Annotated in this window: 22 protein-coding genes; 10 read left to right on the top strand and 12 right to left on the bottom strand. The window is 59.7% G+C overall.

Annotated features, from left to right (window positions below; all coding sequences use genetic code 11):
• Positions 1-3 precede the first annotated feature (3 nt).
• From ACR0AA_RS10370 to ACR0AA_RS10360, 3 genes are all read right to left on the bottom strand, one after another.
• Positions 4-1,167 carry a benzoate/H(+) symporter BenE family transporter gene (locus ACR0AA_RS10370; RefSeq protein WP_480755954.1) on the bottom strand — a complete coding sequence of 388 codons (1,164 nt, stop codon included), beginning with the start codon at positions 1,165-1,167 and terminating at the stop codon, positions 4-6.
• A gap of 135 nt (positions 1,168-1,302) precedes the next feature.
• The gene (locus ACR0AA_RS10365) at positions 1,303-4,464 is read right to left on the bottom strand and encodes a valine--tRNA ligase (protein WP_480663272.1); all 3,162 of its coding nucleotides are present in this window, start codon (positions 4,462-4,464) and stop codon (positions 1,303-1,305) included.
• 118 nt (positions 4,465-4,582) lie between these two features.
• Positions 4,583-5,476, bottom strand: coding sequence for a phytanoyl-CoA dioxygenase family protein (locus ACR0AA_RS10360; protein WP_480663273.1), 894 nt, complete (start codon positions 5,474-5,476; stop codon positions 4,583-4,585).
• Between the two features lie 164 nt (positions 5,477-5,640).
• Here ACR0AA_RS10360 and ACR0AA_RS10355 point away from each other — a divergent pair, with 164 nt between their 5' ends.
• Complete coding sequence (locus ACR0AA_RS10355; RefSeq protein WP_480755952.1) at positions 5,641-7,932, top strand: xanthine dehydrogenase family protein molybdopterin-binding subunit; 2,292 nt, start codon at positions 5,641-5,643, stop codon at positions 7,930-7,932.
• Positions 7,910-8,986 carry a DUF2235 domain-containing protein gene (locus ACR0AA_RS10350; protein WP_480663277.1) on the top strand — a complete coding sequence of 359 codons (1,077 nt, stop codon included), beginning with the start codon at positions 7,910-7,912 and terminating at the stop codon, positions 8,984-8,986. Before ACR0AA_RS10355 ends, ACR0AA_RS10350 begins: the two co-directional genes overlap by 23 nt.
• A gap of 438 nt (positions 8,987-9,424) precedes the next feature.
• Here ACR0AA_RS10350 and ACR0AA_RS10345 read toward each other — a convergent pair whose 3' ends face one another.
• Positions 9,425-10,000 (bottom strand): GcrA family cell cycle regulator, encoded by a 576-nt coding sequence (locus ACR0AA_RS10345; RefSeq protein WP_480663408.1) that lies wholly within the window; start codon positions 9,998-10,000, stop codon positions 9,425-9,427.
• A 123-nt stretch (positions 10,001-10,123) separates the two neighbouring features.
• Here ACR0AA_RS10345 and ACR0AA_RS10340 point away from each other — a divergent pair, with 123 nt between their 5' ends.
• A complete protein-coding gene (locus ACR0AA_RS10340) occupies positions 10,124-10,930 on the top strand; it encodes an ABC transporter permease (RefSeq protein WP_480663279.1) in 807 nt (268 codons plus the stop codon).
• Here ACR0AA_RS10340 and ACR0AA_RS10335 read toward each other — a convergent pair.
• Positions 10,927-12,162 carry an MFS transporter gene (locus ACR0AA_RS10335; protein WP_480755950.1) on the bottom strand — a complete coding sequence of 412 codons (1,236 nt, stop codon included), beginning with the start codon at positions 12,160-12,162 and terminating at the stop codon, positions 10,927-10,929. The genes ACR0AA_RS10340 and ACR0AA_RS10335 overlap by 4 nt on opposite strands.
• Positions 12,163-12,272: 110 nt before the next feature.
• A complete protein-coding gene (locus ACR0AA_RS10330) occupies positions 12,273-13,157 on the bottom strand; it encodes a DMT family transporter (RefSeq protein ID WP_480663283.1) in 885 nt (294 codons plus the stop codon).
• 294 nt (positions 13,158-13,451) lie between these two features.
• On the opposite strand from ACR0AA_RS10330, the gene ACR0AA_RS10325 reads away from it, so the two are divergent.
• The 3 genes from ACR0AA_RS10325 (at position 13,452) to ACR0AA_RS10315 (ending at position 16,001) form a co-directional block, all read left to right on the top strand.
• Entirely contained in the window at positions 13,452-14,639 is a 1,188-nt protein-coding gene (locus ACR0AA_RS10325) for an acetylornithine transaminase (protein WP_480663285.1), read from the top strand.
• A gap of 75 nt (positions 14,640-14,714) precedes the next feature.
• On the top strand, positions 14,715-15,641 hold the full coding sequence (gene argF / locus ACR0AA_RS10320; RefSeq protein ID WP_480663287.1) for an ornithine carbamoyltransferase: 927 nt from the start codon (positions 14,715-14,717) through the stop codon (positions 15,639-15,641).
• 12 nt (positions 15,642-15,653) lie between these two features.
• A complete protein-coding gene (locus tag ACR0AA_RS10315; RefSeq protein WP_480663289.1) occupies positions 15,654-16,001 on the top strand; it encodes a 5-carboxymethyl-2-hydroxymuconate Delta-isomerase in 348 nt (115 codons plus the stop codon).
• Between the two features lie 32 nt (positions 16,002-16,033).
• On the opposite strand, the gene ACR0AA_RS10310 is transcribed toward ACR0AA_RS10315, so the two are convergent.
• Both ACR0AA_RS10310 and ACR0AA_RS10305 read right to left on the bottom strand, forming a co-directional pair.
• Entirely contained in the window at positions 16,034-16,591 is a 558-nt protein-coding gene (locus ACR0AA_RS10310; RefSeq protein ID WP_480663291.1) for a ferric reductase-like transmembrane domain-containing protein, read from the bottom strand.
• Positions 16,592-16,638: 47 nt separating this feature from the next.
• Positions 16,639-17,127, bottom strand: coding sequence for a twin-arginine translocation pathway signal (locus tag ACR0AA_RS10305; protein WP_480663292.1), 489 nt, complete (start codon positions 17,125-17,127; stop codon positions 16,639-16,641).
• A gap of 193 nt (positions 17,128-17,320) precedes the next feature.
• Between ACR0AA_RS10305 and ACR0AA_RS10300 the strand changes: the two genes are divergently transcribed.
• The 3 genes from ACR0AA_RS10300 (at position 17,321) to ACR0AA_RS10290 (ending at position 20,297) form a co-directional block, all read left to right on the top strand.
• Complete coding sequence (locus ACR0AA_RS10300; protein ID WP_480755945.1) at positions 17,321-18,169, top strand: phytanoyl-CoA dioxygenase family protein; 849 nt, start codon at positions 17,321-17,323, stop codon at positions 18,167-18,169.
• Between the two features lie 123 nt (positions 18,170-18,292).
• Positions 18,293-19,255, top strand: a complete 963-nt coding sequence (locus ACR0AA_RS10295; RefSeq protein WP_480663296.1) for a pirin family protein — start codon at positions 18,293-18,295, stop codon at positions 19,253-19,255.
• A gap of 67 nt (positions 19,256-19,322) precedes the next feature.
• Positions 19,323-20,297, top strand: coding sequence for a 2-dehydropantoate 2-reductase (locus ACR0AA_RS10290; protein ID WP_480663298.1), 975 nt, complete (start codon positions 19,323-19,325; stop codon positions 20,295-20,297).
• A gap of 39 nt (positions 20,298-20,336) precedes the next feature.
• On the opposite strand, the gene ACR0AA_RS10285 is transcribed toward ACR0AA_RS10290, so the two are convergent.
• From ACR0AA_RS10285 to ACR0AA_RS10270, 4 genes are all read right to left on the bottom strand, one after another.
• Positions 20,337-21,815 carry an inorganic phosphate transporter gene (locus tag ACR0AA_RS10285; protein WP_480663300.1) on the bottom strand — a complete coding sequence of 493 codons (1,479 nt, stop codon included), beginning with the start codon at positions 21,813-21,815 and terminating at the stop codon, positions 20,337-20,339.
• Positions 21,816-21,906: 91 nt separating this feature from the next.
• On the bottom strand, positions 21,907-22,365 hold the full coding sequence (locus ACR0AA_RS10280; protein WP_480663302.1) for an NUDIX hydrolase: 459 nt from the start codon (positions 22,363-22,365) through the stop codon (positions 21,907-21,909).
• 108 nt (positions 22,366-22,473) lie between these two features.
• Positions 22,474-24,912: an ATP-dependent helicase HrpB gene (hrpB, locus tag ACR0AA_RS10275; RefSeq protein ID WP_480663304.1), complete on the bottom strand. Its 2,439-nt coding sequence runs from the start codon at positions 24,910-24,912 to the stop codon at positions 22,474-22,476.
• Between the two features lie 41 nt (positions 24,913-24,953).
• Positions 24,954-25,661, bottom strand: a complete 708-nt coding sequence (locus tag ACR0AA_RS10270; protein ID WP_480663306.1) for a DUF3108 domain-containing protein — start codon at positions 25,659-25,661, stop codon at positions 24,954-24,956.
• A gap of 84 nt (positions 25,662-25,745) precedes the next feature.
• Here ACR0AA_RS10270 and meaB point away from each other — a divergent pair, with 84 nt between their 5' ends.
• Complete coding sequence (meaB, locus tag ACR0AA_RS10265; RefSeq protein ID WP_480663308.1) at positions 25,746-26,723, top strand: methylmalonyl Co-A mutase-associated GTPase MeaB; 978 nt, start codon at positions 25,746-25,748, stop codon at positions 26,721-26,723.
• Positions 26,724-26,799 lie beyond the last annotated feature (76 nt).

The following is a 26,799-nucleotide window of genomic DNA, read 5'->3' as shown; positions in this document are numbered from 1 at the left end:
CACTCACGGAGTGCGGTTGGTGACCAGATAAGCGATGCCACCTGCCGCCAGTCCCCAGACTGCGGCACCCAGCCCAAATACTGTGATACCGGACGCGGTGATCGCGAAGGTCAGGATGGCCGCTTCCCGTTCTGCCGGTACCTCAAGCGCGGCAAAGGTCGCGTTTGCCAATACGCCGATCAACGCGATCCCGGTCAGTGTTCCCATCAAAAGCGGGTCGGCATGGGCCGCAAATCCTGTGATCGCCACGGCGAACACACCGAAAATGCAATAGAACACCCCTGCCATGACCGCTGACCAATAGCGCTGGTCTGGGTCGGGGTGGCTGTCCTCGTTCGAACACATCGCGGCGGTAATCGCGGCAAGGCAAGTGGCCGGGGCACCGAAAGGGGCAGACAGGATGCTGGCGCTTCCGACTGCTGAGAACAGTTTGCCGGGTTTGGGCGCATATCCAAAGCTGCGCATCACCGCGATGCCGGGGATGTTTTGTGTGGCCATGGTGACGACGAACAATGGGATGCCGATCCCGATGGCAGAGGCGACAGTGAAGGTTGGCATTGTCCAAACAGGTGCGGCCATGAATTGCTCGGGCCTGACCGAACTGTCGCCGGCGTTCAAAACCACCACGATCGCCGACGCAATAACCGCTGCCGGAACCGCGAGCAGTCGATTGATCCGCCCTGCAATAAACCACGTCAGGATGACCGGAAGCGCTTGCCATGGCAGTTCAACCGCCGCCTTGAATGGAATGATGCACAATGGCAGCAGAACCCCGCCCAGCATGGCTTGCGCCAGCGTTGTTGGTATAGCTGCCGCCAGCCGCCCAAGCGGACGCCATAGTCCTGCAAGCACCGTCAGCGCTCCGGCGCAGAGAAACGCGCCAACAGCGCCCGCGAAGCCAGCGGCAGGTGCCGCCGAGACTGCAAGTAGCGCAGCCCCCGGCGTTGACCACGCCACGCTGATTGGCTGCTTGTACCACAGGCTGAGAATGATTGCCGCCAAACCCATTGCCACCGCGGCCATCATTAAACCGGAGGCGGATTCAGCTGCCGACGCCTCCATCGCGGCAAGGCCCTGCAGAACAATCGGGAATGAGCTGAAAAAGCCGACAACTGCCACCACAAGGCCGGTCGAAATCGTTTGCACAGGGGGAAGGGAACGCGCCATGATTGCCTCAGATTTAGATGAGGAACTTGCTAACAACCGCAAACCTCTGGGAACAAGGGAAAAAGCAGATGGGCAAATGAAAACCCCGCCAGACTTAGGTTGGCGGGGTTCACATTGTTCGACAGCGAATGCGGATCAGGCGATTTCGGCTAAACGGGCGAGTGCCTCGTCCAGCTTGGCCTCTTCCTCTTCGCGGGCAGCGAGGTTGGCTTTGGCTTCCGCGACGACCTCTTCCGGGGCCGAGGCCACGAATTTCGGGTTGTTCAGACGCCCGCGCAGACCGCCCAGTTCCTTGGCCAACTTGCCCTTGGCTTTCTCCAGACGCTCCTTTTCGGCGCCGATATCAATGATATCCGCCAGTGGCAGGCCGAAACTCGCGCCGGGGGCGGCGATGGAAATCGTCCCCTTGGGCAACTCATCCGCTTTGGTCAGGCTGTCGATCCGCGCCAGACGCTTGATCAGCGCTTCGTTGCGGTCCCACGCGGCTTGGCCATTGGCGTCAATCTCGGTCACCAGCATCGGCACATAGAGGCCAGCCGGAACCCGCATCTGCGCACGGGCCGAACGGGTGTTCTCGATCACCGAGATCACCCAATTCATCTCACGATCCGCTTCGGCGTCGATCAGGTCAGCGGCGGCATAGGTTGGCCAATCGGCGTGGACGGCCATTTTGGCGCGGTCGCCGGTCAGACCCCACAGCTCTTCTGTGATGAAGGGCATGATCGGGTGCAGCAGGACCATGCACTGATCCAGAACCCAACGCATCGTGGCGCGGGTCTCGGCCTGTGCCTCGGCGTCATCACCTTGCAGCAAGGGTTTCGACAGTTCCACGTACCAATCGCAGACCTTGCCCCAGACAAAGGCATAGAGCCCGTTGGCGGCATCGTTGAAACGGTAGCTTTCCAGCGCCGCGTCGACCTCTTCCCGCACGCGGGCGGTTTCGCCGATGATCCAGCGGTTCACGGCGGCTTTGGGCTTCAGGTCGGCCACGTCCAGTTGCGGAACGGTGTCGGCGAAGACCTCATTCATCTCGGCAAAGCGGACGGCGTTCCACAGTTTGGTGCCGAAGTTTCGGTAGCCGGTGATGCGTTCCTTGGACAGCTTGAGCACGCCGCCGATGGCCGCCATCGAAGCGTTGGTAAAGCGCAACGCGTCGGCGCCGAACTCGTCCACGATCTCAAGCGGGTCGATGACGTTGCCGGTGGTCTTGGACATCTTCTTGCCCTTCTCGTCACGGACGAGCTGGTGCAGGTAGACGGTGTGGAACGGGATCTCGTTCACTACGGCCAGTTGCATCATCATCATCCGGGCGACCCAGAAGAACAGGATGTCCGCGCCGGTGATCAGGACATCGGTCGGGAAGTAGTGCTCTAGCTCCTCGGTCTTCTCTGGCCAGCCCAGCGTGCCGATGGGCCAGAGACCGGACGAGAACCAGGTGTCGAGGACGTCGGGGTCGCGCCAGACCGGATAGACCAGCTTGGTTGGGTCCTGTTCAACCGCATACTGCGCAAGGCTCTCGGCGAACCGATGCATTGCCTCGTGTTTGTCCGCGACTTCAACGACGGTAGCGTGGCTCAGCGGGCTGGGAATGTCGGCATTGTCATTGAGGAACTTGTCAGTGACCGCCTCGAATGTCGGCGCACACTCCATGACGCTGCCACGGTGCAACATGCCACCTTCATTGAGCAACCGGCCCAGTTCAACGAGATCAAGATCGCCGTCATTTTCATCATCCATGAAATTCTCTGCGGACAAATCCAGACCGTACCAGACCGGAATCTGATGCCCCCACCACAGTTGGCGCGAGATGCACCAGGGCTCGATGTTTTCCAACCAGTGGTAATAGGTCTTCTCGCCCGATTCAGGGATGATCTTAACTGTGCCGTCCTTGACCGCATCCAGAGCGGGTCCGACGATCTTTTCGGCGTCCACGAACCACTGATCGGTGAACATCGGCTCGATCACAACCTTCGAGCGGTCGCCGAAGGGCTGCATGATCGGTTTGCTCTCGACCAACGGCACCAGCTTGTCGGCGTCCTCCGCTTCGGGCTTCAGGGCAGCCGAACCCAAACGTGGATCATCCGCGCGAGTCATTACAGCCAGACCGTCATTGGTGATTTCTTCAACCACTTTCGCACGTGCCTCGAACCGGTCGAGCCCGCGCAGATGGTCTGGTACCAGATTGATCGCGTCGATTTCGTTCTCGGTGAACTCACGCCCGCGCGCGTATTCCTGTGCCTTGCCCGCCTCTTCGGAATAGGGCGCACCATCGGCGCGCATCGCGCCTTTGGTATCCATCAGGCGGTACATTGGAATACCGCCACGCTTGGCGACCTGATTGTCGTTGAAGTCATGCGCGCCGGTGATCTTCACCGCGCCCGAGCCGAAATCAGGATCAGGGTAGTCATCGGTGATGATCGGAATCTGGCGGCGATGCTCTTTCGGGCCAACCGGGATTTCGCAGAGCTTGCCGATGATGGGTGCATAACGCTCATCCGAGGGGTGAACGGCAACCGCGCCGTCGCCCAGCATGGTTTCAGGGCGCGTCGTGGCGATCGAGATGTAATCGCGCTCTTCCTCGAGGATAACGTTCCCATCCTCGTCCTTTTCGACATAGGTATAGGTCTCACCGCCGGCCAGCGGGTACTTGAAGTGCCACATGTGACCTGCGACTTCGATATTCTCGACTTCGAGGTCCGAGATCGCGGTTTCAAAATGCGGGTCCCAGTTGACCAAACGCTTGCCGCGATAGATCAGGCCCTTTTCGTACATGTCGACGAAGACCTTGATAACGGCGTCGTGGAAGTTTGCCGAATTCTCATGCCCTGTGCGCGGATCGCGCGGCGCACCCGCCATGGTGAAGGCATTGCGCGACCAATCGCAGGAGGAGCCAAGACGCTTTAGTTGCTCAATGATCGTGCCGCCGTATTCGCCCTTCCATTCCCAGACTTTGTCCAGAAACGCCTCGCGGCCCAGTTCGTTCCGGCTGGGTTGCTGCGTGGCGGCCAACATCTTTTCCACCTGCATCTGGGTGGCGATGCCAGCGTGGTCTTGTCCGGGCTGCCACAGCGTGTCGAAGCCACGCATCCGGTGCCAGCGGGTCAGGATGTCCTGCAGAGTGTTGTTGAAGGCGTGTCCCACATGCAAAGCGCCCGTGACGTTGGGCGGCGGAATCATGATACAAAAGCTTTCGTCTCGCGATTTGTTCGCGCCTGCCTTGAAGGCTCCGGCCTTTTCCCAGGCCTTGTAGATGCGGGCCTCGGCCTCGGCCGCGTTGAATGTCTTTTCCATCGCCATGGGGTGCGTCCTGCGTCATCAATCTCGGGTCAGCGCCTGCAATAGCGAATGCGGAAGGGAAGGGGAAGTGTCTGCGCGTGGATCGGGTGCCAAAGCATCGATCCAGCACGCCTGTTTTTTATCCGCTCGTGGCGGATTCGTAGAGCTTCAACGCCTCCGTCGCGCCTTGGGTCATTGCCTTGGCCTGATCTTCGCGAATCCGTGCGTATAATTCCAAAGCATCGGGAGAGAACAAGTCCTGCGGCGCAGGGATTTGGATGAAGTTCCCAATCCGGTCCTCGCCACGAGCCAGGATGGCATAGTCGCGATCTGCCACTTTCTGTTGTGCGTTGGGGTTCAGATAGCGGATGGCAAGTCCGATCCGCCGGTCATCCGAGGCGTTCGGGCCTGATCCATGAATCGTCAGCCCGTGATGTAGCGACATCTGACCCGGCTGCAATTCAATATGCGTCTTGTCTTCTTCAGCAACGTCTACGGCCACTTCCTGCCCGCGTGACAGCAGGTTGCTGTCCGAGAACGTGTCGTTATGCGGCAGGATCGGATTTTTGTGGCTGCCTTTGACGAAATCCATACAGCCGCTCTCGACTGTTGCTGGCGACAGCGCGATCCACGCCGTCACTTGATCCGGAGTCTCGCCCATGCCCCAATATGTCAGGTCCTGATGCATGCCGACGACCTGTGTCGTGTGAGGTTCTTTGATGAACAATTCCGCCGACCACAGCAGCAGGTCCGGCCCCAATACTCCTTCGACGACGTCCAGAACCCGTGGGTCCAGTGCGATGCGGGTGACAAGCGGCATGACCACATGCGCGTTCACTCGTTTGTACATGTTGAGCGGCAGCGGAAGGTCTGCCTCACGCCATGTTTGTTCGATCTCTTCCAACTCGGCGCGTATCTCTGCAACTTCATCGGTATCGAACACAGTTGCCGGAAAGACAAAGCCGTTGTTCCAGTAGTCGTCGATAAGTTCGGGCGTCAGGCGACCGTTCTTCAGGGTGATTGGGGTTGTCATGAGACCTCCGTCAGGCTGAATCGCCTCTTCAGGTTACAAAGCGCCTTTCTGACCTGGCATTGCTTTTTGCGACATGCAGGTCGCCTCTCGCCCAAATGCAAGGCTCTGGACAACAATTGGGACAGAGCTAGTGTCGCGACGATGGGCAGTCGGAGGATCAGGCAATGGAAAAGTTTGGCAAGAGCCAGTCAGTCAAACGCACCGAGGATCTGCGGTTCCTGACCGGGCAGGGGAAATACATGGATGACGATGTACCCTCTGACGCCCTGTTTGCCGCCTTTTTTCGAAGCCCGGTTGCGCATGGGCGGATCACGGCACTTGATCTGGATGCCGCGCGTGAGGCCGATGGCGTCCGGCTTGTCATGACGTTGGATGACCTGACGGCGGCGGGGGTCGACACGGTGATGAACGCTGCGAAGGTTCCGAACAGGGATGGGTCTCAGACACCGGCACCTGATCGGCACATGCTGGCCAACGACCGTGTCCGGTTTGTCGGCGAACCCGTGGCCGTTGTAATCGCGGATACGCTGACACAGGCGCGAGACGCGGTTGAAATGATCTGGATGGACACCGATGATCTGCCTGCGAAGCTGGACGTTGATGCCGGAGGTGAAACACTGCATGCAGAGGCACCCGACAATCGGGCTTTTGACTGGGGGCTGGGCGATGAGGCCGCGACCGAGGCCGCGTTTCGGTCGGCTGTGCACACGGTATCGCTGAACGTGGCCGACAACCGGGTTATTATCACCTCGATCGAACCACGCGGGTGTCAGGCTAATTGGGTCGATGGGCGGCTGCACTTTACTTATGGCGGTCAAGGGGTCTGGGCCATGCGTGGGCAGCTGGCGCAAAAGCTGAAGCTGGAACCCGATGCGATCCGTGTCACAACACCGGACGTCGGGGGCGGGTTCGGTATGAAAGTGATGCCTTACCCCGAGTATTTCTGCGTTTCGGTTGCTGCGATGAAACTGGGTCAACCGGTTCATTGGATGTCGGACCGGTCCGAGGCGATGCTGTCGGACCATCACGGTCGCGATCTGGTCTCGCTGGCCGAATTAGCGTTTGACGAAGACCTGAAAATCACGGCCTACCGGGTGCACAGCAAGGTGAACCTCGGCGCTTACAGCAGCCATTTCGGGCAGGCGATTCAGACCAGTCTTTTCAGCAAGGTGCTGATGGGCGTTTACGACGTGCAAACGACGTACCTGCGGGTCGAAGGGTTTTATACCAACACAACACAGGTCGATGCCTATCGCGGCGCGGGTCGGCCCGAGGCGATCTATGTTCTCGAGCGGGCCATGGACCGCGCTGCGCGCGAGCTGGGTGTCGATCCTTGGGAGTTACGGCGGAAGAATTTCATTCGACCCGAGCGTTTTCCCTACAAGACCGCCACAGGAGAAACCTACGACGTTGGCGATTTTGATATGGTTCTGTCCCGCGCAGGTGCGCAGATCGAAGGTTTTGCCGCCCGTAAAGCCGCTGACGCCGAACGCGGTCTGATCCGGGGGCAGGGCCTGTGTTACTATATCGAAAGTATTTTGGGTGACCCTTCCGAGAACGCGAAAATCGAGTTCTGCGAGGATGGCACAGTGAATCTCTACGTCGGTACGCAGTCAAACGGGCAGGGGCACGAGACGGTCTATGCCCATTTCCTGTCGGACCAGACCGGAATTCCGATGGATCAGATCAACGTGGTGCAGGGTGACAGCGATCAGTTACCACATGGCGGAGGGACCGGTGGCTCACGGTCGGTCACGGTGCAAAGTACGGCGACGCTGGCGACAATCGATGTGATGATAGCCGCATTCACGCCGTATCTGGCGGATAAGATGGGGGTGGAGGAGGAAGACGTGCGTTTCGACCATGAAACATTTCGGGCGCCAGGTTCAAACCTGACACCCACCCTGACCGAGGCTGCGGAAATGGCCCGCGCCGATGGCCGTACGGACCTGCTAAGCCATGAGGCCCGCGCCAATCTGGATGCGCGAAGCTATCCCAACGGTGCACATGTTGCCGAAGTCGTGATCGATTCTTACACCGGTGAAACCTGGGTTGACCGTTATACCGTGGTCGACGATTTCGGCAATCTTATCAACCCAATGCTGGCCGAAGGGCAGGTGCATGGCGGGGTGGCCCAAGGCATCGGCCAAGCCCTGAGCGAGCGTGTTGTGCATGATGCGCAAGGGCAACTGCTCACGGCTTCGTTGATGGATTACGCCTTGCCCCGCGCCGCTGAGATACCCATGATAAAGTTTACCTCGGCGCCGGTTCCGTCAACTTCCAACCCGATGGGGATGAAAGGATGCGGAGAAGCCGGCACCGTGGGCGCGCTGGCCGCTGTGGCAAACGCGGTTCAGGATGCGCTCTGGGATCACGGGGTGCGGCAGGCGGACATGCCTTTCACACCTCATAAAGTATGGGAATTGCTGACGCATGGTTCTGTCGCGGCTGAGTAGAAAGGTACTGGGATGGCTCGGGCGGCCTTTACGGTCCGAGCATTCCGCCGAGGCGCTGCACCGCGAACCGATCAGCCACGTCATCATCCTTGACGGCACCATGTCGACCCTGGAGCCGGGCTATGAAACCCATGCGGGTCAAACTTACCGCCTCTGTCGCGAGATGGGCAGCAGTGTTTCGGTGTTTTACGAATCCGGTGTGCAGTGGGAAAGCTGGAAGTCCTCTTTGGATGTGATGATGGGGCGCGGGATCAATCGCCAGATCCGACGCGCCTATGGCTATCTGGCCTCGCGTTACAAGCCGGGGGACCGCATCTATTTCATCGGCTATTCGCGCGGTGCCTACGGTGTACGTAGTCTTGCGGGCGTGATCGATATGATCGGCCTGCTCAAGGCTGAACATGCGACCGTCCGAAACATCAAGCAGGCCTATCGACACTATGAGTGCAACGCCAGCGGGTCGGCTGCGGCAGCGTTCCGGCGTCAGTTTTGCCACGAGGATGTCGCTATCGAGATGGTCGGCGTGTGGGACACGGTCAAAGCACTGGGGATGCGTCTGCCGCTGTTGTGGCGCTGGGCTGAAGAACGCCATTCCTTCCACAACCACCAGCTTGGCCCGGCAACGCGCCACGGCTACCACGCGATGGCGCTGGATGAGACCCGCGAGGTATTCGAGCCGGTCTTGTGGAAATGTACCCCCGAATTCAAAGGGCATGTCGAACAGGTCTGGTTCCGCGGCACCCATGGTGATGTGGGCGGGCAGCTCAATGGCTATGAAGAGGCGCGACCGCTCAGCAATATTTCCCTGATCTGGATGCTGGACAAGGCCGAGCTGCATGGCCTGCCGCTGCCTGAAGGGTGGCGCGACCGCTTCCCGACCGATACGCATGCTCCGTCAGTCGGCACGTGGCGCGGCTGGGGGAAGATTTTCCTGCTGCGCAAGCACCGCACCATTGGGCGCGACCGGTCAGAGCATCTGCACGTCTCGGTCTCGCCAAAGGAACTGCCGGGATGGGTGCCGATGCCGGATTTGCCCTCGCATCCGGCGCAGTGATAGGCCGATCATGTGCCAGCGGCTCCAAGATCACCGACGCTTCAGTGTCAGGTTCGAGCCCAATGGGGCACATGCTGTACATGGCGCAGATGTCTGCTAAGAGTTTCTAATACGTGAAAAACTGAAATGACGAGGCATTTGACCAATGACGAATGCAAGGGCCGGTTGGCTGTGTTTCATGGTGCTTTCACTTTTTCAAGCTGGCGAGGCAAACGCATTAATCTGCGAAGAAAGCGGACGTAAGGACTGCAACGTCCCGCACAGCTGACGCTCCAAGCTAAAACACCCTCGCAGCTTTCAGCGAGGGTGTTTTCTTTGTAAGAGCTCGTTACGTCTTGCGTCGTTCTTGACTATGCAACGCTTTCGACAAGAGGCGTGGCGAAACGCCTGCGCCCTTTTCACGTTCTATAGTAATGATTTAGGTTCTTGTGTTCGTAATTACCGCCGACGATCCCGGCGCGAGCTCATCGGTTGGAACGCCACGCCCACGTGCGCCTCGCAGTATGGCTTGCCTGCTTCAACCGGCAGGCCGCAGAACCAGAAATCCTCGGTCGCAGGGTCGCCCACAGGCCATTTGCAGGTTTTCTCGGTCAGTTCCATCAGCGTCAGCTTTTTCGCCTTCTTCTCGACCTCGTTCACCTTGGCCAGCGCCTCGGGGCTGATTTCGTTGGCCGATGGCTGCGGCGGAAGTGGCTGACCGGCCGGGATGATCTGGCGGCGGGCAGGAACGGCCGGTTTCGCATCGGCGGCCGGGGCAGGGGCAGGGCGTGCCGGTTCGGTTTTGGGCGCGGGCTTTGGCTTGGCCTCGGCCTTGGGGGCGGGCGCCGGTTTTTCCTTGGGCTCGGCCTTGGCCGGGCTTGCGCCGGTTGCACGGTTCGACAGGCCCAGACGGTGTACCTTGCCGATCACCGCGTTGCGGGTGACGCCGCCCAGTTCCTTGGCGATCTGGCTGGCCGACTGGCCCTCGCCCCACATTTTCTTCAGCAGTTCTACGCGCTCGTCAGTCCAGGACATCATTTGCCTTTCAAAAGCGGAAAGCGGCCCCGGATTCGGGCCGCCTTGGGAATTCGTCTCAGCCCCCTATTCTAATCACTGCGGCCCGAGTTACAAGCTATCTTCGAATCAGGATGAGGGCAGATGATGCAGATTCCCGCAGAACACAGCGAGCGCCGTTTCGGAGCGGTCAATTGGATGGGCCTCTACACGCTGGCCCAGCGCGAAACGCTACGCTTTCTGGCCGTCTGGACACAGACATTGTTGGCACCTCTGGTGACCGCGGGATTGTTCCTGCTGATCTTCAATATCGCCATCGGACCGGGACGTCCGGATGTGATGGGTGTTCCGTTCCTGACGTTTCTGGCGCCGGGCATCATGATGATGACAGTGATCCAGAATGCCTTCGCCAACACCTCTTCTTCTATGGTGATCGCGAAGGTGCAGGGCAATATCGTCGATACGCTGATGCCGCCCCTGTCGCCGCTTGAAATCCTATTGGGATATCTGGCGGGCGGTATTGCCCGTGGGGTTCTGATTGCATGCGTTGTCGCTGTCGCGCTTGCGCTTGTATTGGGCATTTACCCTCAGAACCTGTTGATCACCCTTATTTTTGTTGTTCTAGGTGGGGCCTTTATGGGGGCGTTGGGCTTATTCGCAGGGATCATTGCCAACAAGTTTGACCAGATGGCGGCGATCACCAATTTCATTGTGACGCCACTGGCATTCCTGTCGGGCACTTTCTATTCGGTGCAGGCGCTGCCCCCGGTCTTGAACCGCCTGAGTCATGTAAACCCGGTTTTCTATCTGATCGACGGGCTGCGCTATGGGATGATCGGGGTGTCCGACAGCTCTCCCTGGTTGGGTGTTGCGGTATGCACAGGCGCGACACTGCTGGTTGGTGCTTTGACCTGGCAGATGCTGCGGACGGGCTATCGGCTCAAGGCTTAATTCGCCTCGGCCAGAGCCCCCGGTCGAAACGCCATTCTGGGTCGCCCGAGGCGCGGATGCAGGTTTGTCGCAATGGCCCAAGCGCCGAACAGTGCAAATCCGCCGACGGCGAACACTCCGGCAACCGGTGAGACCAGCAGGACAAGCGAGGCGATGCCCGGAGTCAGAATGCCGGACACATCCCGGTAGCTGGAATAGATTGCTGACATCTCGGTTCTCTCGGACGGTTTGACGGCCATGAGGAATGGCAACCCGGCGCAGATATCCAGAACGATCAGCCAGATGGACCCAAGCACCAGCGCCGCAACCGAAGCAACCGGCCATCCCGCGATTGCCCCGGCGGTGACAAAGCACACCCCGCAGGCCGCGAAACCTACGCGCACAGCTGTTCGCAGTGAGCGTCCCTGCACCCAGCGCAGAATCAGCGGCGCGGCAAACAGCATGCCATTCGTGGCTGACAGAAGGATGCCGCCCAACTGCTCACCCAGCCCGTTTTCAATGGCGAAAATGGGCAGATAAACCACATAAATCCACCAGCCGCAGGAACGGATCATGGCGAACAGGTATCCAGCAACGAGCCTTGGCTGGGCAAAGAACCGGGGCAGAAAGGCGAGTGGGTTTTTTGCCGGGCCTCGCGCCCGGGTAATCAGTTTTCCGTTGCCCAGCCGCATACGCCAGAACTGGATCAGCATGACTGCGCCTGCAACTGCGCTTATGACGAAGGGGGCCGGAGTCCAGACCTCCATCAGCAGAACGCCTGCCATCGGGCCACCGGTCCAGCCGAGGGCGCTGTAGAACATGCGGCTGGTCTCGCAATGGCCCAGTTCGATCTTGCTGATGTAGTCCAGCACATAGGCGTTAAAGCAGATAAAGGTCACAACCGTCGCTACGGTGTTCAGCGCCAAAGCGCCGACAACCGCTGCCGGGCTGCCTTCGATCGCTAAAATTGCGCTGCCAATGAACATGAGGCAGCCGACGGTATAGGCCCATCTGCGCGGCACGAACCGGATCAGGAAAGGTACCATCAGCCCGGCAAGCAACGAGATGACGCCAATCAGAAAATACAGAAACGAAACCGATGACGCGTCACCCAGTGCCCGGTACATAGCCAGCGGAAACACCGATATCAGAATACCGCGCACAATCGCTTCGAATCCGGCCAAAATGCCGAAATCGCGGACTGAGGGGGCAGGGGCGTGGCGCACCCATTCGGGGATACGGCGTTCGTGCATAGGTAATCTCTTTGATCAACTGAGGTCACATTGCGCCCGATGAGATTGCATTCTTCAGGGTTTGCGACATGCAGGTCGCGCTTGGGCTATGTCGGAGAAATTTTTTGGTTTCAGACCTGCCGCGCCCGCGCCTCTCGCCAGACAAGGATCAGTCCTCCGGTCAAGATAATGACCGAGCCGATCATGCTGATCCCATCCGGGATAACTCCGAAAATGGCGAAGTCGTAGAAGGCCGCAAAAATCAGCGTCGTATAGCTGATCGGTGCGACGAAAGAGGCATCTGCACGGGCCATACCGTTGACAAAGCATGCTTGCGCGCAGGCCATCAAAACGCCGATCGTCACCAGCGCCGCCCATTGTTCGAGCGTTGGCATCTGGAAGACGAAGCTCACCGCGACTGAGGCAATTGTCAGGCCCATGGCGTTGTTGATCAACAGAATCTGGATTGGGATCTCACGGCCTGAAAGCTTTTTGATGAATATCAGTTCCATTCCTATGATCGCGGCTGCCGAAAGCGCTAGCAGAGCAGCGGGTTGAAAACTCGCCGGTGTGGGCCGCAAGAGGATCAGTGCACCGGTCAGGGCCACTGCGGCGGCCAGCCAGCGCCACGGGCCGACGCCCTCTCTCAACAGAGGGATTGCCAGCACCATCGCAAAAACCGGGTTCAGGAAGGAAATCGCCGTCGCATCCGCAATCGGGATGAACGCGACCGAGGCGAACATCAACGTGATCCCCGCCCATCCGAAGCTTGTGCGCCCGATATGCAGCCCCCAATGCGGGCGTTGCAGGCGCGGCCGCATCACGCCGACGGCGGTGACGATGACCAGAAAGGCAAACAGGAAACGTCCATGGCTGATCTGCATAGGATGCAGCGCCGGGCCCAGCGTATCGGTCCCCAAAGCCTTGGCCAGCAAAGTTGTCCCCGCCAGCAGCGCACTGGCTGCTGTGATCAGCACGGCAGCAAGGGGCGGGTTATTTGCTTTGGCAACGAACATGACACAGCGGTGCGTCAGCGTCCGTCAAATGGCAAGCGGCAATTGCAGCGGGTGCCAAGTATTTTCCATCCACAGAAAATTCGGGGTTTTCAGAGGCGCGGCACACGGCTATACGGCGCCTCATGATCAAACACGCACATATCCTGCGACTCCGACGCCGACGCTTTGCCGCGTAACCGGCCCGTTTGATCCGTTTGTGCCGCGCAAATCGGCACAATTCTTACCAAATCAGTTGACGAACACAGGCCGAGTGTATCACTCACGAGGCTCAAGCTATCTGAAAAGGATGATCCCATGATCCCGTCCGTTTTGCCGACCTATAACCGTGCGCCCCTGACCTTTGTGAAGGGCGAAGGCTCCTGGCTGACCGAGGCGGATGGCCGACGTTTTCTGGACCTTGGCGCAGGGATCGCCGTGAACGCGCTGGGTCATGCCCATCCGGCATTGGTGAATGCCCTTACCGAGCAGGCGCACTTGTTGTGGCATGTCTCGAACCTCTACCACATCCCGCAGCAACAGGCGCTGGCCGACAAGCTGGTCGAGCACACGTTTGCCGACACCGTGTTCTTCACGAACTCGGGCACCGAGTCCTGTGAGTTGGCGGTCAAAATGACCCGCAAGTATTTCTATGACAAAGGTCAGCCCGAACGGGTCGAGATCATCACCTTTGACGGCTCGTTCCACGGTCGGTCGTCGGCCGGTATCGCCGCCGCTGGTTCTGAAAAGATGACCAAAGGTTTTGGCCCCCTTTTGCCTGGTTTCGTGCATGTCGCGTTCGGCGACCTCGATGGCGTCACCAACGCTATCAGCGAAAAGACCGCCGCAATCCTGATCGAGCCCATTCAGGGTGAGGGCGGTATTCGTCCCGCTCCGGACGGTGAACTCAAGGCCCTGCGTCAGATCTGCGACGACAACGGAATCCATCTGATTTTGGACGAAGTTCAATGCGGCGTCGGTCGGACCGGTAAGCTGTTTGCGCATGAATGGGCTGGGATCACCCCGGACATCATGATGGTCGCCAAAGGGATCGGCGGAGGCTTCCCTCTGGGTGCGGTTCTGGCCACCGAAGATGCGGCCAGCGGCATGACCGCAGGCACGCACGGATCCACCTATGGCGGTAACCCATTGGGCTGTGCCGTTGGGTGTGCGGTGATCGATCAGGTTGCCACACCTGCATTCCTTGAGGGCGTCAACCGCAAGGCCGGGATGCTGCGGCAGAAGCTTGAAGGCTTGATTGCCAGCCATCCGGAAGTCTTCGAAGAGGTGCGTGGCGTTGGCCTTATGCTGGGCCTGAAATGCAAGCCGGCCAATATCGACGTGGTGAACGCCGGTTATGACAACGAAGTCATAACTGTTCCAGCCGCCGATAATGTGATCCGCCTGCTTCCGCCGCTTACTCTGACCGAGGATGATATCGCACAGGCACTGATCCGCCTTGAGAAAACAGCCGAGCAGGTCGAGAGCAAACTCGCCGACGCCTGATCTTCATCTATTCAAAATCACGCGGGTATCCGGGTGGAACTGCCCGGACGACCCTCAGACAAAAGTGACAGTGAAATGAACCACTTCCTCGATATCCATAAGACCGACGCAGCTGATCTGCGGAATATGATCGATCAGGCGGGTGCCATGAAACAGGCGCGGCTTGGCCGCCCTAAGGCCGCGCTGGATGACGAACAGCCGCTCAAGGACCGCATGGTTGCGCTGATCTTCGAAAAACCCTCGACCCGGACACGCGTCTCTTTTGACGTGGGCGTGCGCCAGATGGGGGGGCAGACCATGGTTCTGTCCGGCAAGGACATGCAGTTGGGCCATGGTGAAACCATCGCCGATACCGCCCGTGTGCTGTCGCGCTATGTCGACATGATCATGATCCGGACGTTTGACGAGACCATCCTGACCGAGATGTCCGAATACTCTGACGTGCCGGTGATCAACGGCCTGACCGACCGCACACACCCCTGTCAGATCATGGCGGACGTGCTGACCTTCGAAGAACACCGCGGCCCGATCGCAGGCAAAAAAGTGGTCTGGACCGGCGATGGTAACAATGTTTGCGCCTCGTTCCTGCATGCCGCTGGCCAGTTTGGCTTTGACCTGACCTTCACCGGGCCGGCCCAGTTTGACCCCGAAGAAGAGTTCATGGGCTTCGCCCGCCAAAAGGGATCAAAAATCGTTGTCGAACGGGATCCGTTCAAAGCCGTTGAGGGTGCAGACCTTGTTGTGGCCGATACCTGGGTTTCCATGCACGATTCCCAATCGGCCAAGGAACGTCGCCACAACCTGCTGCGGCCCTATCAGGTCAATACCGAGTTGATGTCTCACGCAAAACCGGACGCGCTGTTCATGCATTGCCTGCCCGCGCACCGTGAAGAGGAGGCGACATCCGAAGTGATGGACGGCCCAAACTCAGTCATCTTTGATGAGGCCGAAAACCGCCTGCACGCGCAAAAGGCGGTGATGCGCTGGTGTCTCGGGGTCTGACTGGAGTCGTCAATGCCTCATGTCACCCTAGAATTCTCGAAAGGGATAGAGCAGGCCCATGATGTTCAGGCGATTTGCGATCAGCTTTTCGACCTGCTGGCCGCTCATCCTGAATTCGACGCTGAGACGATTAAGATCCGCGCGACTCCGGTAGAATACTACCGTATCGGCACTGATCCTCAGAGCTTTGTCCACGCCACGCTTCTACTGATGCAAGGTCGTGACGAGGCGACGCGCTCTGAGCTCAACGCATCCATTCTCAAGGTACTTTCGGCGGCATTGCCCGAGGTTGGCAGCCTCACAGTGCAAGACGTGCAGATGAACCCCGCTTCCTACGCGATACGGCTTGCCGGGTCATAACCAGCACCCGGCTGCCGTTGGTGCCTGGTAGTTCAGGTGGGTCGCCTGATATCCCAAATCCGCAGTTTGGCGAGCGTCGTGGCGCTCGCCAACACCACCAACCCGCACAGCGCCCATTTGGTCATGACTTCCATCGTGCCTTCAATCAGCAAGGCATGTACGACGCTGCCAATTATGGTGACAATCGCCAGGCTCGCGTGACCCAACCTCCAGACGCGAAACCGCAGGCCGAGGCGCTTGCGAAGAAGACCCATCACCGCAGCCCCGAACACGGCCCACATCGCGATCACGCCCCAGGCGGAAAACGGTGTCGGAGAGACAAACAACAGGGCGTCAATAACGTCGGGCGGGCTGGTGATCCACAAGCCGCCGACATGGATCAGAATGGCAGTAACCAAAGTCAGCCCGCACCACCGATGCCAATGGCGGCTGACCACAGGGGACAAGCCCGGCAACCAACGCCCGGCCAACAGCGGCTGCATCAGTAGCAAGCACATTGCGACAACTCCGGCGAACCCGGCGGCGATATAGATCGGGTCACGCCACGCCAGCAGCGGACTGGCCGCAGCAGCAATGATCGGTACGGCCATGGCAAGGATCACACCGGCCCAAATTACCAAGTTCCGGCGCACTATCGTCAGGCGGGCTGTAGTACGAAATGGGCGGCCAGAGTCTTGTCTTTTGAGCTCGCCATGATCGGGCGCAGGAACACCGTCTGGAACTCACCGCTGTCATAGGCCAGATGACCATGCGGCTGGCCAAACGCCGGCACGATCTGCGGCATTTCCAAGCGGAACTCTCCATTGGCATCCGTCAATGTGGCACCGTGACTTTGCGGGTCGCGTTCGTGGCCTTCGGTCGTGTGCGCCCAGATTTGAATGCGCTGACCGGGCAAGGGGGCACCGTCACCGGCGCGTCGAACGGTTCCGGTCATCCAGAACCCTCCGCCGCCAATCCGATCGACGATGGGCGCACCGGGGCGGTAGTTGTTGGATCCGCCACGCATGGACGGCGTAGGGGCCACCCCCTTCGCGCGCGCGGGCACAAGCAGGCCGGTTGCGCCCGTTGCCAGAGCGGCCCCGCCCGCCACAATCACTGAACGACGAGAGAAAGAAATACCAGTCATAGAAACCTCTCTTCCCAGGCGATTTATCGCGCCCCAGCGGCATCAGGGGCTCTTTGGCCGCAAAGATAGCACGATTGTTTCGGTTTCCGAGGTGCAGAGCAGGCAGAACACGCAAATTGTGAATTCCTTTGACGGTTACCTTATCCGGGTGCAATCCTGACACCCATCATCTCATGTCGGGAAGGCCCGCAGCATGATCCATCAAGACCCTGTCTCAGACGACGAAATCAAAGCGTTCAAACGTGATGGTGCAGTTGTGCTGCGGTCCAGGTTCTCGGAGGATTGGCTCAATCTGCTGCGGGATGGTATCAAGGCGGATCTGGTCCGCCCGACGAATAACTTCACCCGCCATACCAAAGACCCGCGCGCACCGGCCTATCTCGAGGATTACTGGGCCTGGAACAAAATCCCGCAATTTACGGATTTCGTTCATAATTCGCCCTGTGCGCAAATTGCAGCACAGTTGCTGGGTGCACCGTCGATCAATCTTGTCATGGACAACTGGTTCCTGCGTGAGGCGGGCTCGACCTCTCGCCCTCCGTTCCATCAGGATCTGTCCTACTTTGATTTTGAAGGCACAATGTGCGTCTTGTGGTTGCCGCTTGAACCGGTGAGCAGGGAAAATGGTATCGCCTTCGTCAAAGGCTCGCATCTTTGGGACAAACTGTTCATGCGGGTGCGCTTTGCCGATGGCCATCCCAGCTATGAACCCACTGAGGTGGCAGGGCTAACCTATCATCCGCCACCTGACATCAACGCGGACCCGGATGCATATGAACTGTTGCAATGGGACATGGAACTGGGGGATTGCATCTATTTCGACATGCGTACGCTGCACGGCGGGCTTGCGTCTGTTACGCCGACCGAGACCGTGCGTCGATTTACGCTCAGGATGACCGCGCCGGACGGCATCATTCGCTATCGGGGTGACTGGGCCAAGGACGAACGCGCTCAGTTCGAAGCGGCCGGTTACCGAGAAGGCGACCGTATCGACGGGCCGTTTTTCCCGCGGCTTTGGCCACGCGAACCCGATCAGGCCTGAGGACGTCCCGAAACACGACGAAATCCTCGCACCCATTATGTGCATTTGTGCAAATTGAAACGCATATATTCGAATTATATCCTGCATCAATGAGCGAAATGCACAGATCACGGGAGAGCACGCATGAGTTGGAACCCCACCCACAACCCCGAATGCAAGTCAGATAATGCGGCGCTTGAGACGTTGATTATCCCGCGCGCCCGCGATCTGGGCGGGTTCGAGGTTCGTCGCGCGCTGCCTTCGGTTAAACGTCAGCTCGTCGGGCCGTTCATTTTCTTTGATCAAATGGGACCTGCCGAGTTTATCACCGATGGCGGAATCGACGTTCGCCCGCACCCGCATATCGGTTTGGGCACGGTGACCTATCTGTATCAGGGTGAGTTTGAACACCGGGACAGCCTCGGTACGCATCAGATGATTTACCCCGGCGAGGTCAACTGGATGGTTGCCGGGCGCGGCGTAACCCATTCCGAGCGTACCAGCGAGGAAACCCGAGGCAAACGGCACAGTCTGTTCGGAATTCAAACCTGGATCGCTCTGCCCGAGGCGCATGAGGATATGGCCCCCGATTTTGAACATCACAAGCAGGGTGCGCTGCCGCATATCGAAGACAAGGGGGTCAGCGCCCGGTTGATCCTGGGTTCGGCCTATGGCGAAAACAGCCCGGTAACGATGCTGTCCGAAACGTTCTATTTGGACGTGCAGCTGGATCCAGGTGCCGCATTCCCATTGCCCGACGACCACGAAGATCGTGGTGTGTATGTCACTCAGGGTTCGATCGAGATCGCAGGCGACACGTTCGAGGAAGGTCGCATGATGGTGTTCCGTCCGGGTGATCGTCTGTCGGTCAAGGCCGGCCCCCTCGGGGCGCGGCTGATGTTGCTGGGTGGCGCGACGTTGGGCGAAGACCGCTATATCTGGTGGAACTTCGTATCCTCCTCGAAAGAAAAGATCGAAAACGCCACCCGTGAATGGAAGTCTGCGGACTGGGCAAATGGTGCTTTCCATCTGCCGCCGGGCGATGATCAGGAGTTCATTCCAATCTCGGAAGAGCTGGAGCGCACCCGGCCAAGACTTGCGCGCTGACCAAACGTCAGGGGGCCTTGCCCGAGAGCCTGATACCGGCAATCCTCCCCTTTAGGGGAGGGACGCCATGAAAATAGTTATCGCGGGTGCGGGCAGCATCGGGTGTTATTGCGGGGCATTGCTGGCCGATGTCGGCCACGACGTGACCCTGCTGGGTCGTTCCCGCATTCTGGACCCGATCCGCGCGCAAGGTTTGACTGTTACCGATTTCTCCGGCCTGCGCTGTCACGTTGACGCCGAGCAGTTGACGTTGACCGAAGATCCCGAGTGCCTGCAGGATGCAGAGCTGGTGATCGTAACCGTAAAGGCTGCGGCCACGGCCGACATGGCGAGTCAAATCGCACGGCTTGTCCCGGCATCCGCGCCCATTTTGTCGTGGCAAAACGGGATGGAGAATGCCCGAACGCTCCGCACTGCTTTGCCGGATCGCGATGTACGGGCCGGGATGGTGCCCTTTAACGTCGTGCCGTCCGAACCGGCTGGTTTTCATCGTGCGACGTCTGGCGATATCGTGATCCAGTCTGGCCCCGGCGGATTGGGGCAAACGCTCAGTTCCCCTGATCTACCGGTGATCGAGAACGACGATATTGAGGCTGTCCAGTGGGGTAAGCTGGTTATCAACCTGAACAACGCGCTGAATGCGTTGTCGGGTTTGTCGTTGAAAGATCAATTGATGGATCGGGAATGGCGCCGTCTCATGGCCGACCAGATGGAAGAAGCTTTGGCCGTACTTCGGGCTGCCGGTCATACGGTTGCGTCGACGACCCCATTACCTGCGTGGATGACGCCCCACATCCTGCGCTTGCCGACACCTCTGTTCACCCGGATCGCCGCGCGGATGTTGACCATCGATCCCAGTGCGCGAACGTCAATGGCTTACGATCTGATGGCAGGGCGACCGACGGAAATCGACAGTTTGCAGGGTGAAGTCATTCGTCTGGGTAAACAATGCGGGCGGTCGACGCCGATCTGCGCGAGAGTCCGGACGCTTGTCGTGCAAAAACCCGACAAGAGTCTGCGTCCGGATCAAATCATTCCCTGAACAAAGCGAAATCTCGAAACTTCGACCTTGCTAATCCGCTCAGGTGAACGCCGTCAGCATCCAGAAGATCGCAGCCGACATGAATGCGGCCGCCGGAACCGTGATTACCCAGGCGGCGACGATCGTCATGAAATGTGACCGCCGGACCAGTTTGCGCCGCCGCTGCTCTTCCCGGGCCAGTTGTTGCTCGGGCGGGCGCTGGCGGTTGGTTCGGTCCCGCTGGCGATTCTGGTGCCACTCACGATAGAACCCGACGCCAAACACGGCACCAACGGCGATATGGGTCGAGCTGACCGGCAGTCCCAGCCAGCTCGCGATGATGACCGTAATCGCTGCGGACAGCGCGACGCAGAATGCGCGCATCGGATTCAGTTTGGTAATCTGGCTGCCCACCATCCGGATCAGTTTGGGTCCAAACAGGAACAGACCGAACGAGATACCAAAGGCTCCGATGACCATTACCCAGGTCGGGATCGAGACTTTTGTAGCAAAATCTCCGAACTCTGCCGCGTGCACGATCGCGGCCAGCGGGCCAACGGCGTTTGCAACGTCATTGGCGCCGTGCGCAAAGCTCAGGAATGCGGCCGAAATGACCAGAGGCAGGCCGAACAGCGTTTTCAGTGATTTTGTGCGGTTTTCCAGCCCTTCGGATTTGCGGCGAACCCATGGAACGGTCATGGACCAGACCAGCGCGCCCGAGGCCAGCCCGATCAGCAGGGCGAATTCCAGATCGACTTTTATGATCCGCTTTAGGCCTTTGACGGCCAGATAGGTGGCAAACGCGCCTGCCATCAAAGCCACTAGGATTGGCACCCAGCGACGGGCAGCTGCAATCTTGTCGTCCTGGTTTTGGATCTTTGCGTTGATCAGCGCCAGAAAGCCCGCTGCGATGACACCACCCAAAACCGGTGAAATCACCCAACTGGCGGCAATCGCGCTCATTGTGCCCCAGCTTACGGCGCTCAGGCCAGCAGCCGCGATACCGGCCCCCATTACACCGCCCACGACCGAGTGCGTGGTCGATACGGGCGCGCCGACCCAGGTGGCCAAGTTGACCCACATCGCCGATGAAATCAGCGCCGCCATCATCGCCCAGATGAACACGTTGTTGTTCTGGACTGATGCTGGATCGATGATGCCTTTGGAAATCGTCGAAACTACGTCTCCGCCCGCCAGTAAAGCACCGGCGCTTTCCGCGACGGCGGCGATAGCGATGGCCCCGCCCATCGTCAGGGCATTCGCCCCCACCGCAGGGCCCATGTTGTTGGCGACATCGTTCGCACCGATGTTGATCGCCATATAGGCCCCAAAACCGGCGGCCGCGATCACGATCAATCCGCCATCGGCCCGGCCGAACAGTACCGCAGCGGTCAGTCCGGCAAGTGCGATAAACGCCAGCGCAATCCCCGGAGCCAGCATCGGGCGCGCCAAGTGGACGTTCGCATGCTCAATGCGGGAAATTCGGTGCAGATCGCTGTCCAGCGCCTGCCAGCGGGCTTTTGGGTTTGTGTTCGACATCGGTTTTCTGAGGGTGGTTTGGTTTAGCCGGTGCGGTTAAAGGCTTGCCACAGGTGTTGCAACCAGCCTCACAGAAGTTTGTTGGAATTTGTTACAAATGCCGCAGCAGGGCGCTGAGTTCTGGTTCGTGCACCAGATTGGCCGCCTCTTTCGGAGGAAACCATTTGCGCTGGCGCTGACCAGCCTCGGGGTAGTCATCTGCCAAGCCTTCGATTTCTATGCGGAAAACGCTCGTGCAGACCGGAACTGCCGACCCATCATCCAACCTTTTGTCATACGTGAAGTGACCAACCGAATCCCGATTCAGGTGCTTCACTCTTACGCCGGCCTCTTCCCACGCTTCCTGCATGGCGGCTTCGGCGCCGTCTTTACCGTCCATCGGCCAGCCCTTGGGAATAACCCAACGACCCGTATCGCGGCTGGTTATGAGCAGCACTTCTTCGCCATCTTCGGTGTCACGTACGCACAAAGCTGCGAACTGCACCCTGTGAGGGCGCAGGATGAACGGTCGGGCGACCTCTTCCCACATATTTCGCAGCCATGACGTCATGAGTACAAGCTGTGTCGTGCGCTTCCAGTTTTAAAGTGGCGCGTCTTAACAGTTTATTTCAGATGCATCAATGTATCTGCTGCGCGCCGAAAGTTTCCTAAGGGAGAATTAACGAGCCCGTCGTTTGGCACGCAGGGTCGGGTCAGCTTGGGTTGGGTCCTCGGGCCAGGGGTGTTTCGGGTACTGCGCGCGCATGTCCTTGCGGACATCCGCGTAAGAACCGGCCCAGAACCCCGGCAAATCGCGTGTGATCTGTATCGGGCGTTGCGCTGGCGACAGCAGCGTGATCTTCAACGCCTCGCCGCCGACAATCGGGTGACGGGTGACGCCGAACAGTTCCTGCAAACGCACTGAAATCTCTGGCACGGCACCACCGTAGTCAATCGGCACTTTGCGGCCCAGCGGGGTCTCGAATGAACCCGGCGCGCGGCGGTCCAACTCCTGCGTCTGGTTCCAGTCTAGCCGGGCGCGCAGAGCAGGCAGCAGGTCGAACTTCTTCCAGTCTTCAGCAGTGCGCTGGCCCGAAAGCATGGGCAGCAGCCAATCTTCAAGCGTCTCCATCAATGCGTGTATCGAGAAATCTGGCAGGTCGGCCCCTTCGGCCCGCACCAGTTCCACACGTGCGGCCAATCGCGCCGCAGCGCCGTCCAGACGCAGGCCCAGATCGCGCACTCCGTCCAGCATTGCGCAGGCTATGGCCTCATCAGGGGCGTCCTTCCAGATGCGGTCGTCCAGAGTAATCGCGCCAAAGCGTTCTTGACGCCGCGCAATGACTCGACGCTCGCGTTTTGACCAGTCGCAGGTCTCGACCCAATCGATCTGATCCGCAAACAGGTCTCGGATTTCGCGTTCCGAGATCTGCGCAGCCATTCGCACACGTGCTTCACGCGGGTTTCCGTCGGTGTCTGTGACCACCAGATACGGCGCGGCGGCGAGCGTGTCGTCGTTTGCCAGCACAACGCCCTTGCCGCCAGACAGTACATAGCGGGGAACGTCGCCCTTGCGGCGTTGCCCGATCCGGTCGGGGTAGGCCAGAGCGGCCATCGCGGCGGGACTCAGGTCAGTGGGGCCCCCCGGTTTTTTCAGTCTCTTGGTTTCGGCTTTGATCCGCTCTAGCGCGCCGGAATTGACCTGCCATACCCGGTTGCGTTGAAACGCACGCGGATCACGCAGCGCCTCAAGCCGCAGCAAAATATCCGCGGGGGCACCTTTCAGGGGATCGCGTTCGGCCATCAGCGCAGCCAACGTTGCGGCGCTTGTTCCGGCGGTTTCCAGCATGTGCCCCAGTCGGGGGTGCAGGGGCAATGCCGCCAAAGCTCGGCCATGGTCGGTAATCCGGCCTTTGGTATCCAAAGCTCCCAGCATTGTCAGCAAGCTACGGGCCTCGGCCATCGTGCTCTCAGGCGGTGGAGTCAGAAAGGCCAGATCGCCGGGTTCCGCGCCCCACAACGCCAATTCCAATGCCAGCCCTGTCAGGTCTGCGGCTTCGACCTCGGCTGGTGGGTAGGTGGCCAGCGCCCCTTCTTCGCCCTTGGACCACAGTCGGTAGCACACGCCCTCGGCGACTCGTCCCGCGCGGCCAGCGCGCTGGGTGGCTTCGGCGCGCGTCACCCTCTCTGTCACAAGTCGCGACATGCCAGAGCCCGGATCGAACCGTGCCCGCCGCGCCTGTCCCATATCGACCACCACCTGGATGTCGGGGATAGTCAGCGAGGTTTCGGCGATCGAAGTCGCCAGCACCACCTTGCGTCCGGTTTTCACCGGAGCAATTGCCGCGCGTTGCGCGGCGAAGGGCATTGCGCCGAATAGAGGGCGTACCGTGCAGTCACCTGGTAATCGGTTGGACAAAGCGGCCTTAGCCGTTCGGATCTCGCCCTCGCCGGGCAGGAAGACCAGCATTCCGCCTTTGGTTTCACGTTCGGCCTGTACCACCAGCTCGACGAGCGCATCCAGTCGTCGCGCCTGCGCTCTCAAGGGGCGGTCCAGCCAGCGGGTCTCGACCGGGTAACTGCGACCCTCGGATGCTACCAGCGGCGCGTCCATCAGTTTGCCAACCGGCTCGGCGTCCAATGTCGCGGACATGGCCAGCAGGATCAGGTCGTCACGCAGCGCGCCAGTGACTTCAAGGCACAATGCGAGCCCAAGATCGGCATTCAGAGACCGCTCGTGGAATTCATCGAAAATCACCGCGCCGACGCCCGGCAGGTCCGGTTCGGATTGCAGCATTCGTGTCAGAATGCCCTCGGTCACGACCTCGATGCGGGTTGCCTTGGAGACTTTCGCCTCTCCGCGAACGCGATACCCTACGGTCTCTCCGGCGCGCTGCCCCAGAGTTTCCGCCATCCGTTCGGCGGCTGCCCGAGCGGCAAGCCTGCGCGGCTCCAGCATGACAATCTTGCCGTCGCATAGCCCGGCGTCGAGCATGGCCAGAGGCACACGTGTCGTCTTGCCTGCACCCGGAGGAGCCTGCAGAACAGCCCGGCCATTGGCCTTCAGCGCGGCCAGCAGATCAGGAACAGCGTCGTCGATGGGCAGTCGTAAGGTCATTGGCGCTTTATCCGTCAACCGTCGGGCAAGGTCCAGTTCCGCTATTTGCGGAGGACGACTGCCGGGCCATAAATTGTTTGTGCGTCAACCCGTGTAGCACGCATCACATCGTCATGGGGCTCATAGGTTACCGATACCGGAAAACGGCTGCCGGTGCGCAGGTCGCCGGGCGGATAGCCTGCAAGCCGGGTAAAAGCGCCCACACAGCGAACTTTGCCGTTCTCATCGATCCGACGGGTAAGGGCGATTTCGGTCAGCCGTTCGCCGTCGAACAGTTTTTGCCGCATGGTGCAAAGCTCAGCCGGGTTCTGATCCCGCAAAACCATGAAAATACCGGTTAGCGGATCCACCGCGCCGCGTTGCTGTGCATCCGTCACGGCATAGTCACCGCGATCACTGATCTTGGGGCCACTGGCCCGTGCGATACCGTTCCTGTAGTCAAGCCTTACGCGAGATATCCGACGGCCCGTGTCCATGTCCTCGATGTATTGGACTGGGGAAAACCGCGCCCCTTTGCGGCGCCCCCGAGCCTCAAGCACAAAGCGTACGCGTTTGATTGCTCCGGCCAATCCGGTCGTCGAAAGCTGTCCTTCCACTGCATAGCGGGACGCGCTCAGGTCGGACACCAGAACCAATTCGCCCACCTTGACCCCCAGCGCCCGCAGGGCAAATCGGCTCTGCTCAGCCATGCCGATGGCAGGCAGGAAAGAGAGGATCATCAGCAACACATGGGCGCGAATTGTATGCATCGGGTACCTTTCCTCAAAGGTCCGGTCTGGACAAATCACCCGGCGGGGCGGCAAGTAGTCGTGCCGCAAAATATCGGGGTGGGAATGGAAATAGACAGCCTAGGTGACAAGATTTTGAACGGGGACCGGCGTGCGCTGGCCCGTGCAATCACTCTGGTCGAAAGTGGCCGCGCCGATCACCGGGCGCAGGCGTCCGATTTGCTGGCATATCTGGCCAAGTCGGGGCGTCAATCCTTGCGCATTGGCCTGTCAGGCACGCCGGGCGTGGGCAAATCCACCTTTATCGAAAGCTTTGGCATGATGCTGACCGGTCAAGGGCTGCGCGTGGCGGTTCTGGCTGTCGACCCAAGCTCGGCGCGTTCGGGAGGCTCGATTCTGGGCGACAAGACCCGGATGGAGCGCCTGAGCCGCGAGAAGAACGCCTTTATCCGTCCGTCGCCCAGCCAATCGCATCTGGGTGGTGTTGCCCGCCGCACGCGCGAAGCGATTGCCCTATGCGAGGCTGCCGCGTTTGATGTCGTGTTGATCGAAACCGTGGGCGTCGGGCAATCCGAAACCGTTGTTTCAGAAATGTCCGACCTGTTCCTGCTGTTGCTTGCACCTGCGGGCGGGGACGAGTTGCAAGGTGTGAAGCGTGGCATCATGGAAATGGCGGACATGATCCTAGTGAACAAGGCGGACGGCGACCTGAAGGCCACGGCCACACGCACATGTGCCGACTATGCCGGTGCCTTGCGCCTGCTGCGCAAACGCCCACAAGACCCCGAGGGTTTCCCCAAGGCAATGACCGTCTCGGCGGTCGAGGAACAAGGGCTCGAGAAGGCCTGGGAGGAAATGCAGGCCCTGACAGGCTGGCGACGTGAGAGCGGGCATTGGTCCGATAATCGAGCCGCTCAGGCACGGTTCTGGTTCGATCAGGAAGTACGGCACGCCCTGCTATCCCAATTGGACGCGCCGGCCGCGCGCGCCGAGATGGAACGTCTGGCCTCCGAGGTCGGTTCGGGGAACCTGAGCCCGACGTCAGCCGCAAGCCGAATGCTGCGCATCCTGGCAACAGACTAGGCGGCGGTGATTGCCTGAGGTGGTGGGAACGTCAAAAACATGTATTCTGGTCCGGAATACAGTTTTTTGATTGCGC

It is taken from the genome of Ruegeria sp. CE8 (assembly GCF_056537465.1).
The sequence above is the reverse complement of the archived record's forward strand: the minus strand, read 5'-3'. Positions and strand labels throughout refer to the sequence as shown.